Consider the following 14,968-nt stretch of genomic DNA (forward strand, 5'->3'; position numbering starts at 1 on the left):
TTAACTCTCCGGAAACGTCGTATTGTCAGCCGTGTTAACTTCGGCCAGTTTTTTCTCGAGTTGTGTAATACGCGCAGATAACGCGGCAATTTCAGGATCTTGTCCCGGCGACGTGATGTGATTATGCATCCCCCAACCGCGTTCCGGTTGGTAGAGGGTTGCCCAAATCCACAAAAACGGCCAGATTACATGGAGCGTAAACAGACTCACCCAGCCTGCGGTATGAATAGCATCGGCATGCGGGTGGTTGCGTTTCTTCGCAATTAAATAGGGGATATCATGGATGGCAATAACGCCGTAAAAAATCACCAGAAAGACGAAAATCAGCACACCTAACGCGAAATAATTTAGAAACATATCCGCCTCGACTTCACGCCCATTTGAGTTTTTATTGCAGGCAGCCGAATGCAATTTGGCTGATGATTTGAACATAATTGGAGTTATGCATTTTCGCCATCACGCCAAAGACTATTTTTCACGCCAGATGGTTATTTAATGACATCAGGCCAGGTGACAACGAGAGGAATCTGCCCAGGATCACATCGGGACAAATCTGGATGAATATTTCTTGTGATTCAGATCACAAACATTCAACAAACAGCCAAATATAAAACGTGAATTACATCACAAATTAATGCCATTAATGGTTCAGAACGACGGTTTGTTGTTTTTTTACACAGCTGTTTTGTGATTAATGTCACATCAATTACCTCCCTACCCCCTATATTTATGTGACACAAATCACATTAAAGGTCGCTGACTGGACAGCTTAACGATTCAGTGCCAGATTTCGCAGTATCTACAGGGTCCGGCTACCTCTGCCGCTACATTAACAAAACCTCGGGCTTCCAGCCTGCGCGATAGCAAACATAAGAAGGGGTGTTTTTATGTCATCCGATATTAAGATCAAGGTGCAAAGCTTTGGTCGATTCCTCAGCAATATGGTGATGCCAAATATCGGCGCGTTTATCGCGTGGGGTATTATCACTGCACTATTTATTCCGACAGGGTGGTTGCCAAACGAAACGCTGGCGAAGCTGGTTGGCCCAATGATCACCTATCTCCTGCCGCTGCTGATCGGTTATACCGGCGGTAGACTGGTGGGTGGCGAACGCGGCGGCGTGGTGGGTGCAATCACCACCATGGGCGTTATCGTCGGCGCAGACATGCCGATGTTCCTCGGTGCAATGATTGCCGGTCCTCTGGGCGGCTGGGCAATCAAACATTTCGATGGTTGGGTAGACGGTAAGATCAAATCCGGTTTTGAAATGCTGGTGAATAACTTCTCCGCTGGCATCATCGGTATGATCCTCGCCATTCTGGCATTCCTCGGCATTGGTCCAGCAGTTGAAGTTCTGTCGAAAGTGTTGGCAGCAGGCGTTAACTTCATGGTTGTCCATGACATGCTGCCGCTGGCGTCTATCTTCGTTGAACCGGCGAAAATCCTGTTCCTGAACAATGCTATCAACCACGGTATCTTCTCACCGCTGGGTATTCAGCAGTCCCATGAGTTGGGTAAATCCATCTTCTTCCTGATTGAAGCCAACCCAGGTCCGGGGATGGGTGTTCTGCTGGCGTACATGTTCTTTGGTCGCGGTAGCGCTAAACAGTCTGCAGGCGGTGCGGCAATCATCCACTTCCTGGGCGGTATCCACGAAATTTACTTCCCGTATGTACTGATGAACCCGCGTCTGATCCTCGCCGTTATCCTCGGCGGTATGACGGGCGTGTTTACGTTGACTCTCCTGAACGGCGGTCTGGTTTCTCCGGCTTCTCCGGGTTCAATCCTGGCAGTGCTGGCGATGACGCCAAAAGGCGCCTACTTCGCTAACATCGCGGCAATCTGTGCGGCGATGGCGGTCTCTTTCGTTGTCTCTGCCATTCTGCTGAAAACCAGCAAAGTGAAAGAAGACGATGACATTGAAGCGGCGACCCGTCGTATGCATGACATGAAAGCAGAATCCAAAGGCGGTACTCCGCTGTCTGCTGGCGATGTCACCAACGACCTGAGCCACGTGCGTAAAATCATCGTTGCCTGTGATGCCGGTATGGGTTCCAGCGCAATGGGCGCCGGCGTACTGCGTAAGAAAGTGCAGGATGCCGGTCTGAACCAGATCTCAGTCACCAACAGCGCGATTAACAACCTGCCACCGGATGTTGACCTGGTCATCACTCACCGCGATCTCACCGAACGTGCGATGCGTCAGGTTCCGCAGGCGCAGCATATTTCGCTGACCAACTTCCTCGACAGCGGCCTGTACTCCAGCCTGACTGAGCGTCTGGTTGCCGCTCAGCGCCACACTGACAATGAAGTCAAAGTCCGCGACAGCCTGAAAGACAGCTTTGACGAAGGGGATAACAACCTGTTCAAACTGGGTGCGGAGAATATCTTCCTCGGACGTACGGCAACGACCAAAGAAGAAGCGATTCGCTTCGCCGGTGAGCAGCTGGTGAAAGGCGGTTACGTTGAGCCAGAATATGTCGATGCGATGCTGGAACGTGAGAAACTGACCCCAACCTATCTGGGTGAGTCTATCGCCGTTCCGCACGGTACCGTTGAAGCGAAAGACCGCGTACTGAAAACCGGCGTCGTGTTCTGCCAGTACCCGCAAGGCGTTCGTTTCGGTGAAGAAGACGACGACATCGCCCGTCTGGTGATCGGTATCGCCGCTCGCAACAACGAGCACATTCAGGTGATTACCAGCCTGACCAACGCGCTGGATGACGAATCCGTCATCGAACGCCTGGCAAACACCACCAGCGTTGATGAAGTGCTGGCGCTGCTGGCGGGTCGTAAGTAAACCCCGAGGCCCGGTGACATTGCGCTTATCGGGCCGACCCAATCCTCTCCTTTGTGGAGAGGGTTTGGGTGAGGGAGCAACAGATAACCCCTCACCCCAGCCCTCTCGGGTAAAAACATTAATGAAGGTTACTACTATGAAAGCATTACATTTTGGCGCAGGTAATATCGGTCGTGGCTTTATCGGCAAACTGCTGGCGGACGCGGGGATACAACTGACATTCGCTGATGTAAATCAGGTCGTGCTCGACGCCCTGAATGCCCGTCATAGCTACCAGGTTCACGTTGTGGGTGAAAATGAGCAGGTGGATACCGTGACTGGCGTCAATGCGGTAAGCAGCATTGGCGATGATGTTGTTGAGCTGATCGCCCAGGTAGACCTGGTCACCACGGCCGTTGGCCCGGTCGTGCTGGAGCGCATCGCGCCGGCCATCGCCAAAGGCCTGGTCAAACGCAAAGCGCAAGGGATCACCACCCCGCTAAACATCATCGCCTGTGAAAATATGGTACGAGGCACCACTCAACTGAAAGGCCATGTGCTGAACGCGCTGGCTGAAGACGACAAAGCCTGGGTTGAAGCCCATGTCGGCTTCGTGGATTCCGCCGTTGACCGCATCGTGCCGCCGTCAGCCTCTGCGACCCACGACCCGCTGGAAGTGACTGTCGAAACCTTCAGCGAGTGGATCGTTGACCAGACCCAGTTCAAAGGCGAGCTGCCGAACATCCCGGGAATGGAATTAACTGATAACCTGATGGCATTTGTCGAACGTAAACTCTTCACGCTGAACACCGGGCATGCTATAACCGCGTACCTCGGAAAATTGACCGGTCATCAGACCATCCGCGACGCGATTCTCGACGAGAAAATCCGCGCAGTGGTCAAAGGGGCAATGGAAGAGAGCGGCGCGGTGCTGATCAAACGCTACGGTTTTGATGCCGACAAGCATGCGGCATACATTCAGAAAATCCTCGGTCGTTTTGAAAACCCGTATCTGAAAGATGACGTTGAGCGCGTTGGTCGCCAGCCGCTGCGTAAACTGAGCGCGGGTGACCGTTTAATCAAACCGTTGCTGGGTACGCTGGAATACCATTTGCCGCACGCTAACCTGGTCAAAGGGATTGCTGCCGCGATGCACTTCCGTAGTGAAGACGATCCGCAGGCGCAGGAGCTGGCCGCACTGATCGCCGAGAAAGGCCCACAGGCTGCGCTGGCCCAGATTTCCGGGCTGGATATCAACAGCGATGTCGTTGCCGAGGCCGTTAGCGCATATAACGCAAAGTAATGATGCTGGAACTGGCGCAGGAGCCCCTGCGCCTGATTAATAGATTGTCAGATATGCAGGCAATAATGGAACAAACCCAGGCCTTTGAAAATCGTGTGCTTGAGCGTCTGAATGCTGGCAAAACCGTACGGAGCTTCCTGATCACCGCCGTGGAGTTACTCACCGAGGCGGTAAACATTCTGGTGCTTCAGGTGTTTCGCAAAGATGACTACGCAGTGAAGTACGCTGTAGAACCGTTACTCGACGGCGACGGACCGCTGGGCGATCTGTCTGTGCGCCTGAAACTGATCTACGGTCTGGGCGTCCTTAGTCGTCCTGAATATGAAGACGCAGAGCTGCTGATGGCGATGCGCGAAGAGATGAATCATGACGGCAATGAGTATGCCTTTACGGATGATGAGATTCTCGGGCCGTTCGGCGAACTGCACTGCGTACTGGCGCTGCCACCCCCGCCGCAGTTTGACGCCGCCGACCCCAGTTTGTACGCCATGCAAATCCAGCGCTACCAGCAAGCGGTGCGCTCGACGATGGTTCTCTCCCTGACTGAGCTGATTTCTAAAATCAGCTTAAAAAAAGCCTTCCAGAAGTAGGCCTCGCTCTGCCTGCTACTCCTTTTCCTGCACTGGTTGATACAGGCGCCGGTAATAATTCAGCCGTTGCAGGTACATCTGCGCATTTTCTGCAGGCACTTCGCTCGGAACGTCATCACGCGCAGGCATTTTATTCAGATACTCTTTAAACGCCTGACTTGAGGCCATAAAATCCACAGCTTTATCAATCAGAAGCGGAACATTCTCGCCTATTTTTGCCATGTTATCTCCTCCATGCGGTCCCGCCGTGCTTAAGCGCAACGGTCAATTTTAGTGTAGGATCGCCCGCGTCATGACATTAAGGAAAACGTGCTTAATCCATTGGCGGCAAATTATCTCTTACATGATCCTGTTATTGTCTAAAATGTTTAATTAATCAGTCCATTAGAAAAATAGTTAGCAACTGAATACTCGCGTTATTTGATTATTATCCCATTAGTTGTGAATAAACCCGCTCTGCGCGCATACTATAGTCCATTCACCTTATTTCTATCAGAAGCCATTCCATGAAAGAAGTCGAAAAAAACGAAATCAAACGTCTGAGCGATCGCCTCGACGCTATCCGCCACCAGCAGGCCGATCTGTCTCTGGTTGAAGCCGCCGATAAATACGCTGAGCTGGAAAAAGAGAAAGCCACACTGGAAGCAGAAATCGCCCGTCTGCGTGACGTTCACAGTCAAAAACTGAGCAAAGAGGCGCAGAAACTGATGAACCTGCCGTACCGTCGTGCGATCAGCAAAAAAGAGCAGGCCGATATGGGCAAGCTGAAGAAAAGCGTGCGCGGTCTGGTGGTGGTTCATCCAATGACCGCCTTAGGCCGCGAAATGGGCCTGCAAGAGATGACTGGCTTCGCAAAGACCGAGTTTTGATTTTTATACCGGGCAGCACGTCCGCTGTCCGGTCCTCCCTTAATTGGCCCTACCAATCCCCTTCAGTTACGACCACTGGTTCACAATTCATTAATTTAAGCCTACACTGCCGTTGCCAATAAATAACATTTGATTAACCATTCGTTGTCATTATCCCTACACAACAATATTGGCAGGACCACTTTTACACATAATGTGACGAAAAGATGAGCACAGACTCACTGCATTGTGCGTGTGGCCCTCAGGAGACCTGCAATGAATCTCTGGCAACAAAACTACGATCCGGCCGGTAACATCTGGCTTTCCAGTCTGATCGCATCGCTCCCGATTCTGTTTTTCTTTTTCGCGCTGATTAAGCTCAAGCTGAAAGGCTATGTTGCCGCTTCGTGGACGGTGGTGATTGCGCTGGCCGTGGCGCTGCTGTTCTACAAAATGCCGGTCGATCACGCACTGGCCTCGGTGGTGTACGGTTTCTTCTACGGTCTATGGCCGATTGCCTGGATCATTATCGCCGCAGTGTTTGTTTACAAAATCTCGGTGAAAACCGGGCAGTTCGACATCATCCGCTCGTCCATTCTGTCAATTACCCCTGACCAGCGTTTGCAAATGCTGATCGTCGGCTTCTCATTTGGTGCCTTCCTCGAAGGGGCGGCGGGATTTGGTGCCCCCGTTGCCATCACTGCCGCGCTGCTGGTAGGTCTCGGGTTTAACCCGCTGTATGCCGCTGGACTGTGCCTGATCGTCAATACCGCGCCCGTGGCGTTTGGTGCCATGGGGATCCCGATTCTGGTCGCCGGCCAGGTGACTGGGCTGGACAGCTTTGAAATCGGCCAGATGGTGGGTCGTCAGTTACCGTTCCTGACAATTATCGTACTGTTCTGGATCATGGCGATCATGGATGGCTGGCGCGGCGTGAAAGAGACCTGGCCTGCGGTCATGGTGGCGGGTGGTTCATTCGCTATTGCTCAGTACCTCAGCTCCAACTTTATCGGCCCGGAATTGCCGGACATCATCTCCTCGCTGGTCTCGCTGGTCTGTCTGACGCTGTTCCTGAAACGCTGGCAGCCGGTTCGCATCTTCCGCTTTGGCGATATGGGCGCATCACAAGTTGATCAGACGCTGGCACGCACGAACTATACCGCCGGACAGGTTGTTCGCGCCTGGTCGCCGTTTCTGTTCCTGACGGCCACCGTAACCCTCTGGAGCGTGCCGCCGTTTAAAGCCCTGTTCGCTCCCGGCGGCGCGCTGTACGACTGGGTGATTAACATCCCGGTCCCGTTCCTCGACAAACTGGTTGCCCGCATGCCGCCCGTGGTTCACGAAGCTACCGCCTACGCGGCAGTGTATAAATTTGACTGGTTCTCCGCGACTGGCACCGCCATTCTGTTCGCCGCACTGCTGTCAATCGTCTGGCTGAAGATGAAGCCTTCCGCCGCCATTCAGACCTTCGGCAGCACGCTGAAGGAACTGGCGCTGCCGATCTACTCCATCGGGATGGTGCTGGCCTTTGCGTTTATCTCCAACTATTCCGGGCTCTCCTCGACGCTGGCGTTAGCGCTGGCGCACACGGGCAGCGCCTTTACCTTCTTCTCGCCGTTCCTCGGCTGGCTGGGGGTATTCCTGACCGGTTCAGATACCTCATCTAACGCGCTGTTTGCCGCCCTGCAGGCAACTGCCGCACAGCAAATCGGCGTGTCCGATGTGCTGATGGTGGCGGCCAATACCACCGGTGGCGTCACCGGAAAAATGATTTCGCCGCAGTCCATCGCCATCGCCTGTGCGGCGGTCGGACTGGTCGGCAAAGAGTCGGATCTGTTCCGTTTTACCGTCAAACACAGCCTGATTTTCACCTGCATGGTGGGCGTGATCACCACGCTTCAGGCTTACGTCTTAACCTGGATGATTCCATGATCGTGATGCCCAGACGCCTGTCGGACGAGGTTGCCTCTCGTGTGCGGGCGCTGATTGAAGAACAACAGCTGGAAGCGGGCATGAAATTGCCCGCCGAGCGCCAACTGGCGGTACAGCTTGGCGTCTCGCGTAACTCGCTGCGCGAAGCGCTGGCAAAGCTCGTCAGCGAAGGCGTGCTACTCAGCCGTCGCGGCGGCGGCACGTTTGTCCGCTGGCAGCATGAAGAGTGGTCTGAACAGAACATTGTTCAGCCGCTGAAAACCCTGATGGCCGACGACCCGGATTACAGTTTCGATATTCTCGAAGCCCGACACGCCATCGAAGCCAGTACGGCCTGGCATGCGGCGATACGCGCCACCACAGCCGACAAAGAGAAAATCAAACTCTGCTTTGACGCCACGCTCAGCGAAGACCCGGATCTTGCCTCACAGGCCGACGTTCGTTTTCATCTGGCTATCGCCGAAGCCTCGCATAACGTGGTGCTGTTACAAACGATGCGCGGGTTCTTCGACGTTCTGCATTCGTCGGTGAAACAAAGCCGACAGCGCATGTATCTCGTTCCGCCCGTCTTTTCCCGGCTGACGGAGCAACATCAGGCCGTACTGGATGCCATTCTCGCGGGCGACGCAGACGGCGCGCGTAAGGCGATGATGGCGCACCTCAGTTTCGTCCATACCACCATTAAACAATTTGATGAAGACCAGGCCCGCCAGGCGCGCATTACCCGTTTGCCCGGCGACCACAATGAAAATCCCAGGGAGAACAAAGCATGATTATTTCAGCCGCCAGCGATTATCGCGCCGCAGCCCAGCGCATTCTGCCCCCGTTCCTGTTTCACTACATCGACGGCGGCGCGTATGCGGAGCATACCCTGCGGCGTAACGTGGAAGACTTATCGGACGTGGCGCTACGCCAGCGCGTGCTGAAAAACATGTCTGACTTGAGCCTGGAAACCACGCTGTTTAACGAAAAACTGTCGATGCCCGTGGCGCTGGCGCCGGTCGGGCTGTGCGGCATGTATGCCCGCCGTGGCGAAGTGCAGGCTGCAGCGGCAGCCGATGCGAAAGGGATCCCGTTTACCCTTTCCACCGTCTCCGTGTGCCCGATAGAAGAAGTCGCGCCCACTATTAACCGTCCGATGTGGTTCCAGTTGTATGTTCTGCGCGACCGTGGATTCATGCGTAATGCGCTGGAACGGGCAAAAGCGGCGGGCTGTTCAACGCTGGTCTTTACGGTCGATATGCCGACGCCGGGGGCACGCTATCGTGACGCTCACTCCGGGATGAGCGGCCCGAATGCCGCGCTGCGTCGCTACTGGCAGGCGGTCACTCATCCACAGTGGGCCTGGGACGTCGGTCTGAATGGTCGTCCTCACGATCTCGGCAATATCTCCGCTTACCTCGGCAAGCCAACCGGACTGGAAGATTACATCGGCTGGCTGGCAAACAACTTTGATCCGTCAATTTCATGGAAGGACCTTGAGTGGATCCGGGAGTTCTGGGATGGCCCGATGGTGATCAAAGGGATCCTCGATCCGGAAGACGCCCGCGACGCCGTTCGCTTTGGTGCAGATGGGATTGTGGTCTCTAACCACGGAGGCCGTCAGTTGGACGGCGTGCTCTCTTCCGCGCGCGCACTGCCCGCCATTGCCGATGCGGTGAAAGGCGATATCGCCATTCTCGCGGACAGCGGTATCCGTAACGGGCTGGACGTGGTGCGAATGATTGCGCTGGGCGCAGATACCGTTTTGCTGGGCCGTGCGTATCTGTACGCGTTGGCGACGGCAGGTCAGGCGGGAGTGGCCAATCTGCTGAATCTGATTGAAAAAGAGATGAAAGTTGCCATGACGCTGACCGGTGCGAAATCCATCACCGACATCAGCAAGAATTCCCTGGTACAGGAAATCAACAAGCTCCCTGCCGCACTGGCACCGCTATCGCAAGGTGATGCGGCGTAATGAAAGTGTTATTCTGCCCCCCGTAATTAAGGGGGCAGCATGCTCAACATCGTCTTATTTGAACCAGAAATCCCGCCGAACACGGGCAACATCATTCGTCTGTGCGCAAACACAGGCTTTCGTCTGCATATTATTGAGCCGATGGGCTTTACCTGGGACGACAAACGCCTGCGCCGCGCGGGACTGGATTATCATGAATTTACTGCGGTGGTTCGCCATCATGATTACGCTGCATTTCTCGAAGCTGAAAAACCGCAGCGCCTGTTCGCGCTGACGACCAAGGGCACGCCTGCACACAGCGCGGTGAGCTATCAGGATGGCGACTATCTGATGTTTGGTCCGGAGACGCGCGGTCTGCCAGCCAGCATTCTCGATGCCCTGCCCGCTGAACAAAAAATACGTATTCCGATGATGCCGGACAGCCGCAGTATGAACCTGTCAAATGCCGTGTCGGTGGTGGTGTATGAGGCGTGGCGCCAGTTGGGATATCCTGGCGCAGTCTTGCGCACACTTTGAATCGTCGGATGGCGGCTGTCGCCTTATCCGACCTGCGGTTTTGTAGGCCCGGTAAGCACAGCGCCACCGGGCAAAAGATCAAATACCGTCGCCGTACTCAAACGTATGGTGTATCCCGTTGAAATGCTGATCCATATCCATTGACGGCTTATCGCTGTCTGGCTTACCGACAATGCGCGCCGGAACGCCAGCGGCGGTAGTGTGCGGCGGAACGGGTTGTAACACCACGGAACCGGCGCCAATTTTTGCCCCACGTCCAACTTCGATATTGCCGAGGATTTTCGCCCCCGCGCCAATCATCACGCCTTCACGAATTTTTGGATGACGATCGCCACTGGTTTTACCGGTACCGCCGAGGGTGACCGATTGCAGGATCGACACGTCATCTTCGATCACCGCCGTCTCACCGACGACAATGCCGGTGGCATGATCGAGCATGATCCCACGACCAATCTTCGCCGCAGGGTGAATATCCACCTGGAACGTCACGGAGACCTGGTTTTGCAGGAAGATTGCCAGCGCGCGGCGGCCTTCATTCCATAACCAGTGACCAATACGGTATGCCTGCAAGGCATGAAAACCTTTCAGGTACAAAAGCGGAGTGGAGTATTTATCGACCGCCGGGTCACGCGTGCGGACGGCCTGAATATCACAGGCTGCTGAGGCGATCATTTCCGGGTCTGCTGCGTACGCTTCTTCGACCACTTCACGGATCGCAATGGCGGGCATAATGGGCGATGCCAGTTTGTTCGCCAGCATGTAGCTTAGCGCACTGCCCAGATTCTCATGCTTGAGTAGCGTTGCGTGGTAAAAACTGGCCAGCATAGGCTCACAGTCTGCCAGAGCGCGGGCTTCGGTTTTTATATTGTTCCAGACGATATCCAGTTCTTCACACGGCATTGCGGGCTCCAGGTAATGAGGCTAACGACCGGCCCGTTCTTCGCGGGCCGGGTCATTTTTTAAAAACGGATCCTTGAGACTAGTGGCTGCTTCGCTCATCCTTGCGTGCACGACCTAATAACGTCAATGCTGCCTCGCGCGCGTTTTTTCCGCAATATAATACTTGATAAATTTCCTCGGTTATTGGCATTTCGACACCAAAACGGTGCGCCAACTCGCGAACTTCTTTTGTATTGCGGTAGCCTTCAACCACCTGTCCAATCTTGTCCTGCGCGCCTTGTACATCCATGCCCTGACCGAGCATCATGCCAAAACGGCGGTTGCGCGACTGGTTGTCGGTACAGGTCAGCACCAGATCGCCTAACCCGGCCATTCCCATAAAGGTCTGGGGATCGGCGCCCAGCGCCGCGCCCAGACGCGACATCTCTGTCAGGCCACGCGTAATTAGCGCAGTACGGGCGTTAGCGCCAAAACCAATGCCGTCAGACATTCCTGCGCCGATCGCAATCACGTTCTTCACCGCGCCGCCCAACTGGACGCCGATGAAATCCGGGTTGCTGTAGACACGGAAACTCTTACCGCAGTGCAGCAGTTGCTGTAAGTCATCAGCAAAGGTGTCGTCAGTGGAGGCCAGGGAGATGGCCGTCGGCATGCCTGCCGCCAGCTCTTTCGCGAACGTCGGTCCGGAAATCACTGCCAGCGGGATTTTATCGCCCAGCGCTTCACGGGCAACATCCTGCAACAGGCGTCCCGTCTCTGCTTCCAGCCCTTTGGTTGCCCAGACCAGACGCGCGTCAGGACGCAGCAGAGGCTTAATCTGTCGCAATACTTCGCCAAAGACATGGCTTGGCACGACCACCAGAATATCGCGGCTGGCCGCCAGCGCAGTAGCTAAGTCGCTTTCGAGGCGTAACGTATCGGGGAAAGGCACATCCGGGAGGAACGCGACATTGCAGCGATCGTGCTCAAGGGTCGCGATATGTTTAGGATCATGGCCCCACAGGACAACCTGGTGGCCATTTCTTGCCAGGGTGATGGCAAGAGCGGTGCCGTACGAGCCGGCACCGATCACAGTCATTGAAGCATTACTTTGGTTCATCAGGCATCCTGATGTTCTTCAGTACCTTCGCCAGCCTGCTGCTGTAAATAGTTCATGAACAGCGCATCAAAGTTAACCGGCGCAAGGTTCAGTTGCGGGAACGTACCGCGTGAAACCAGGCTGGTGATGCATTCGCGGGCATACGGGAACAGAATGTTCGGGCAGTATGCGCCCAGGCAATGCGCCATCTGGGTGCCTTCGATTCCGCTGATAGAGAAGATACCGCCTTGCTGAACTTCGCACAGGAACGCCGTTTCTTCACCGAGGGAAGCCGTTACGGTAACACGCAGCACCACTTCGTATACGTCATCTGCCAGTTGAGTAGATGCTGTATCCAGATCAAGTTTAACCTCTGGCTGCCAATCTTTCTGGAAAACATGCGGCGCATTTGGCGCTTCGAAAGAGACATCTTTGGTGTAAATACGCTGGATCTGGAAAGCCATTTCGGTGTTGTTTTGTTCTGACATGTGTAGAAAACCCTTTAGTGTTGTCCTTAAATAGCGCTTGATGCCAATAACATGGCCCAGCGTTAGCTCAGCAGGGGATCAAGTCCACCACGCGCATCCAACGCATACAAGTCATCACAGCCGCCAATGTGCTGTGCATCAATAAAAATCTGTGGAACCGTCGTACGACCGCTGCGCTTGATCATCTCTTCACGCTTCACGGCATCGCCGTCGATCGGCAGTTCCTGGAAGCTCACACCCTTGCTGTTCAGCAGCGCTTTCGCACGATGGCAAAACGGGCAGGTTGCTTTAGTGTAGATCTCGATATTGGCCATACTTATCTCCAAATTCGTTTACGTCGGGAAAATTATTTCCCACGAACCAGCGGCAGATTCTCACCGCTCCAGCCCGCAACGCCTTCTTTCAGCACAGACACGTTCTCAAAGCCTGCTTTGATCAGCGCGTTTGCCGCTTCCTGGCACTGCATGCCGGAACCATCGACCACGATAACCGGTTTGTCTTTGTGTTTTTCCAGCTCGCCCACGTTGTTCGCTTTGATTTCGCTGGGCAGCAGGTTAATGGAACCCGCGATATGGCCTTTGCGGAAATCGTCACGCTGACGTAAATCCACGATAACGGCGTCTTCTTTGTTGATACGACGCGTGGCTTCGCCGCGAGTGATGACCTTAACTTTCGACGTCAGGCCTTTAAACGTGGTGAACAAAACCGCCACCAGTAACGCAATCCAGGCGATACTCAGTATGGGATGGCGGCTAACAAATTGCATAATTTCTTGCATGGGGGGTAACAACTCCCGACTCAGTGATTAAAAAAACCAGGACAGGAGTATACCTGCGCGTTGACGCAAATACAGCCAGCGCGTGCAATGGATTGCATTTTTGCGGGGCGCTACGGAAAAAAAAGTGCAAATCCGTACCATCCGTGAACCAGCCTGCCCCATTCTTTGATCTTCTGAGGCTATTTTATCGATTCAGCTGTAGTAAAATTACGCAATTATTTTTGTCTCTTGAGTGTGAGGTTTCGCAATGTCGGTTTCTAAAAAACCTATGGTACTGGTGATTCTGGATGGCTATGGCTACCGTGAAGACAGCCAGGATAACGCCATTTTTAATGCCAAAACCCCGGTAATGGATGCGCTGTGGGCAAAACGCCCGCATACCCTGATCGATGCTTCAGGTCTGGAAGTGGGCCTGCCCGATCGTCAGATGGGTAACTCCGAAGTCGGTCACGTTAACCTGGGCGCGGGCCGCATCGTGTATCAGGACCTGACCCGTCTGGACGTTGAAATTAAAGAACGCACTTTCTTTGCCAACCCAACGCTGACCGCCGCGGTTGACCAGGCGAAAAACGCCGGTAAAGCCGTGCACATCATGGGTCTGCTCTCTGCCGGTGGCGTCCATAGCCACGAAGATCACATCATGGCGATGGTTGAACTGGCCGCTGAGCGTGGCGCAGAGAAAATCTATCTGCATGCTTTCCTCGATGGCCGCGATACGCCGCCACGCAGCGCAGAGTCTTCGCTGAAAAAATTCGAAGAGAAATTTGCCGCGCTGGGCAAAGGTCGCGTCGCCTCTATCATTGGCCGGTACTATGCGATGGACCGCGACAACCGTTGGGATCGCGTGGAGAAAGCATATGACCTGATGACGCTGGCGCAGGGTGAATTCCAGGCTAATACCGCCGTTGAAGGTCTGCAGGCCGCCTATGCCCGCGATGAAAACGATGAATTCGTGAAAGCCACCGTGATCCGCGCCGCAGGCCAGGCCGATGCCGCGATGGAAGACGGCGACGCGCTCATTTTCATGAACTTCCGTGCTGACCGCGCGCGTGAAATCACCCGTGCTTTTGTTAACACCGACTTCGACGGCTTCGCGCGCAAGAAAGTGGTTAACCTGAACTTCGTAATGCTGACCGAATACGCTGCCGACATCAAAACGGCCGTTGCCTATCCGCCCGCCTCGCTGGCGAACACGTTTGGTGAGTGGATGGCGAAGAATGACAAAACGCAGCTGCGTATCTCTGAAACCGAAAAATACGCCCACGTCACCTTCTTCTTCAACGGCGGCGTCGAAGAACCGTTCACCGGTGAAGATCGCATCCTGATCAACTCACCGAAAGTGGCGACCTACGATCTGCAGCCGGAAATGAGCTCCGCAGAGCTGACCGAAAAACTGGTGGCCGCTATCGAAAGCGGGAAATACGACACCATCATCTGTAACTACCCGAACGGCGACATGGTCGGTCATACCGGTGTGATGGAAGCGGCGGTTAAAGCGGTTGAAGCGCTGGACCACTGTGTTGAGCAGGTGGCAAAAGCGGTTGAGTCCGTTGGCGGTCAACTGCTGATCACCGCTGACCACGGCAACGCCGAGCAAATGCGCGATCCGGCAACCGGTCAGGCGCACACCGCGCACACTAACCTGCCGGTTCCGCTGATTTATGTCGGCAACAAAAATGTGAAAGCGGTGGAAGGCGGCAAACTTTCCGATATCGCCCCCACCATGTTGACGCTAATGGGCATGGAAATCCCGCAAGAGATGACTGGTAAGCCGCTGTTCATCGTGGAATAATCCTTC

16 protein-coding genes are annotated in these 14,968 nt (G+C 54.5%); 9 read left to right on the forward strand and 7 right to left on the reverse strand.

What is annotated here, in order from left to right:
- On the reverse strand, positions 1-357 hold the full coding sequence (locus tag JTI98_RS04235) for a DUF3302 domain-containing protein (protein ID WP_099433954.1): 357 nt from the start codon (positions 355-357) through the stop codon (positions 1-3).
- A 530-nt stretch (positions 358-887) separates the two neighbouring features.
- Between JTI98_RS04235 and mtlA the strand changes: the two genes are divergently transcribed.
- The 3 genes from mtlA (at position 888) to mtlR (ending at position 4,673) form a co-directional block, all read left to right on the forward strand.
- Positions 888-2,801 carry a PTS mannitol transporter subunit IICBA gene (gene mtlA / locus JTI98_RS04240; protein WP_216081956.1) on the forward strand — a complete coding sequence of 638 codons (1,914 nt, stop codon included), beginning with the start codon at positions 888-890 and terminating at the stop codon, positions 2,799-2,801.
- 136 nt (positions 2,802-2,937) lie between these two features.
- Positions 2,938-4,083 carry a mannitol-1-phosphate 5-dehydrogenase gene (mtlD, locus tag JTI98_RS04245; RefSeq protein WP_046401673.1) on the forward strand — a complete coding sequence of 382 codons (1,146 nt, stop codon included), beginning with the start codon at positions 2,938-2,940 and terminating at the stop codon, positions 4,081-4,083.
- A gap of 2 nt (positions 4,084-4,085) precedes the next feature.
- The gene (gene mtlR, locus JTI98_RS04250; protein ID WP_046401674.1) at positions 4,086-4,673 is read left to right on the forward strand and encodes a mannitol operon repressor MtlR; all 588 of its coding nucleotides are present in this window, start codon (positions 4,086-4,088) and stop codon (positions 4,671-4,673) included.
- Between the two features lie 15 nt (positions 4,674-4,688).
- Here the strand turns inward: mtlR and JTI98_RS04255 are convergent, their stop codons facing one another.
- On the reverse strand, positions 4,689-4,895 hold the full coding sequence (locus JTI98_RS04255; RefSeq protein ID WP_042998600.1) for a hypothetical protein: 207 nt from the start codon (positions 4,893-4,895) through the stop codon (positions 4,689-4,691).
- 284 nt (positions 4,896-5,179) lie between these two features.
- On the opposite strand from JTI98_RS04255, the gene JTI98_RS04260 reads away from it, so the two are divergent.
- The 5 genes from JTI98_RS04260 (at position 5,180) to trmL (ending at position 9,926) form a co-directional block, all read left to right on the forward strand.
- The gene (locus tag JTI98_RS04260; protein ID WP_042998601.1) at positions 5,180-5,542 is read left to right on the forward strand and encodes a YibL family ribosome-associated protein; all 363 of its coding nucleotides are present in this window, start codon (positions 5,180-5,182) and stop codon (positions 5,540-5,542) included.
- Between the two features lie 255 nt (positions 5,543-5,797).
- The gene (gene lldP / locus JTI98_RS04265) at positions 5,798-7,453 is read left to right on the forward strand and encodes an L-lactate permease (RefSeq protein WP_042998602.1); all 1,656 of its coding nucleotides are present in this window, start codon (positions 5,798-5,800) and stop codon (positions 7,451-7,453) included.
- Positions 7,450-8,226, forward strand: coding sequence for a transcriptional regulator LldR (gene lldR / locus JTI98_RS04270; RefSeq protein WP_042998603.1), 777 nt, complete (start codon positions 7,450-7,452; stop codon positions 8,224-8,226). The genes lldP and lldR overlap by 4 nt, the downstream gene beginning before the upstream one ends.
- A complete protein-coding gene (gene lldD / locus JTI98_RS04275; protein ID WP_216081957.1) occupies positions 8,223-9,410 on the forward strand; it encodes an FMN-dependent L-lactate dehydrogenase LldD in 1,188 nt (395 codons plus the stop codon). The genes lldR and lldD overlap by 4 nt, the downstream gene beginning before the upstream one ends.
- 39 nt (positions 9,411-9,449) lie before the next feature.
- A complete protein-coding gene (gene trmL / locus JTI98_RS04280; protein WP_044328191.1) occupies positions 9,450-9,926 on the forward strand; it encodes a tRNA (uridine(34)/cytosine(34)/5-carboxymethylaminomethyluridine(34)-2'-O)-methyltransferase TrmL in 477 nt (158 codons plus the stop codon).
- Between the two features lie 78 nt (positions 9,927-10,004).
- Here trmL and cysE read toward each other — a convergent pair whose 3' ends face one another.
- The 5 genes from cysE to JTI98_RS04305 all read right to left on the reverse strand — a co-directional run bounded on the left by cysE (position 10,005) and on the right by JTI98_RS04305 (position 13,170).
- Positions 10,005-10,826: a serine O-acetyltransferase gene (cysE, locus tag JTI98_RS04285; RefSeq protein ID WP_042998606.1), complete on the reverse strand. Its 822-nt coding sequence runs from the start codon at positions 10,824-10,826 to the stop codon at positions 10,005-10,007.
- 79 nt (positions 10,827-10,905) lie between these two features.
- The gene (gene gpsA / locus JTI98_RS04290; RefSeq protein ID WP_042998607.1) at positions 10,906-11,925 is read right to left on the reverse strand and encodes an NAD(P)H-dependent glycerol-3-phosphate dehydrogenase; all 1,020 of its coding nucleotides are present in this window, start codon (positions 11,923-11,925) and stop codon (positions 10,906-10,908) included.
- The gene (secB, locus tag JTI98_RS04295) at positions 11,925-12,392 is read right to left on the reverse strand and encodes a protein-export chaperone SecB (RefSeq protein ID WP_003024155.1); all 468 of its coding nucleotides are present in this window, start codon (positions 12,390-12,392) and stop codon (positions 11,925-11,927) included. The genes gpsA and secB overlap by 1 nt, the downstream gene beginning before the upstream one ends.
- Before the next feature lie 62 nt (positions 12,393-12,454).
- A complete protein-coding gene (gene grxC / locus JTI98_RS04300; protein WP_012908148.1) occupies positions 12,455-12,706 on the reverse strand; it encodes a glutaredoxin 3 in 252 nt (83 codons plus the stop codon).
- A 32-nt stretch (positions 12,707-12,738) separates the two neighbouring features.
- Entirely contained in the window at positions 12,739-13,170 is a 432-nt protein-coding gene (locus JTI98_RS04305) for a rhodanese-like domain-containing protein (RefSeq protein WP_042998608.1), read from the reverse strand.
- A gap of 247 nt (positions 13,171-13,417) precedes the next feature.
- Here JTI98_RS04305 and gpmM point away from each other — a divergent pair, with 247 nt between their 5' ends.
- On the forward strand, positions 13,418-14,962 hold the full coding sequence (gpmM, locus tag JTI98_RS04310) for a 2,3-bisphosphoglycerate-independent phosphoglycerate mutase (RefSeq protein WP_044267541.1): 1,545 nt from the start codon (positions 13,418-13,420) through the stop codon (positions 14,960-14,962).
- Positions 14,963-14,968 lie beyond the last annotated feature (6 nt).

This window comes from Citrobacter sp. MGH 55, assembly GCF_016906145.1.
GTDB classification, from domain to species: Bacteria; Pseudomonadota; Gammaproteobacteria; order Enterobacterales; family Enterobacteriaceae; genus Citrobacter_A; species Citrobacter_A amalonaticus.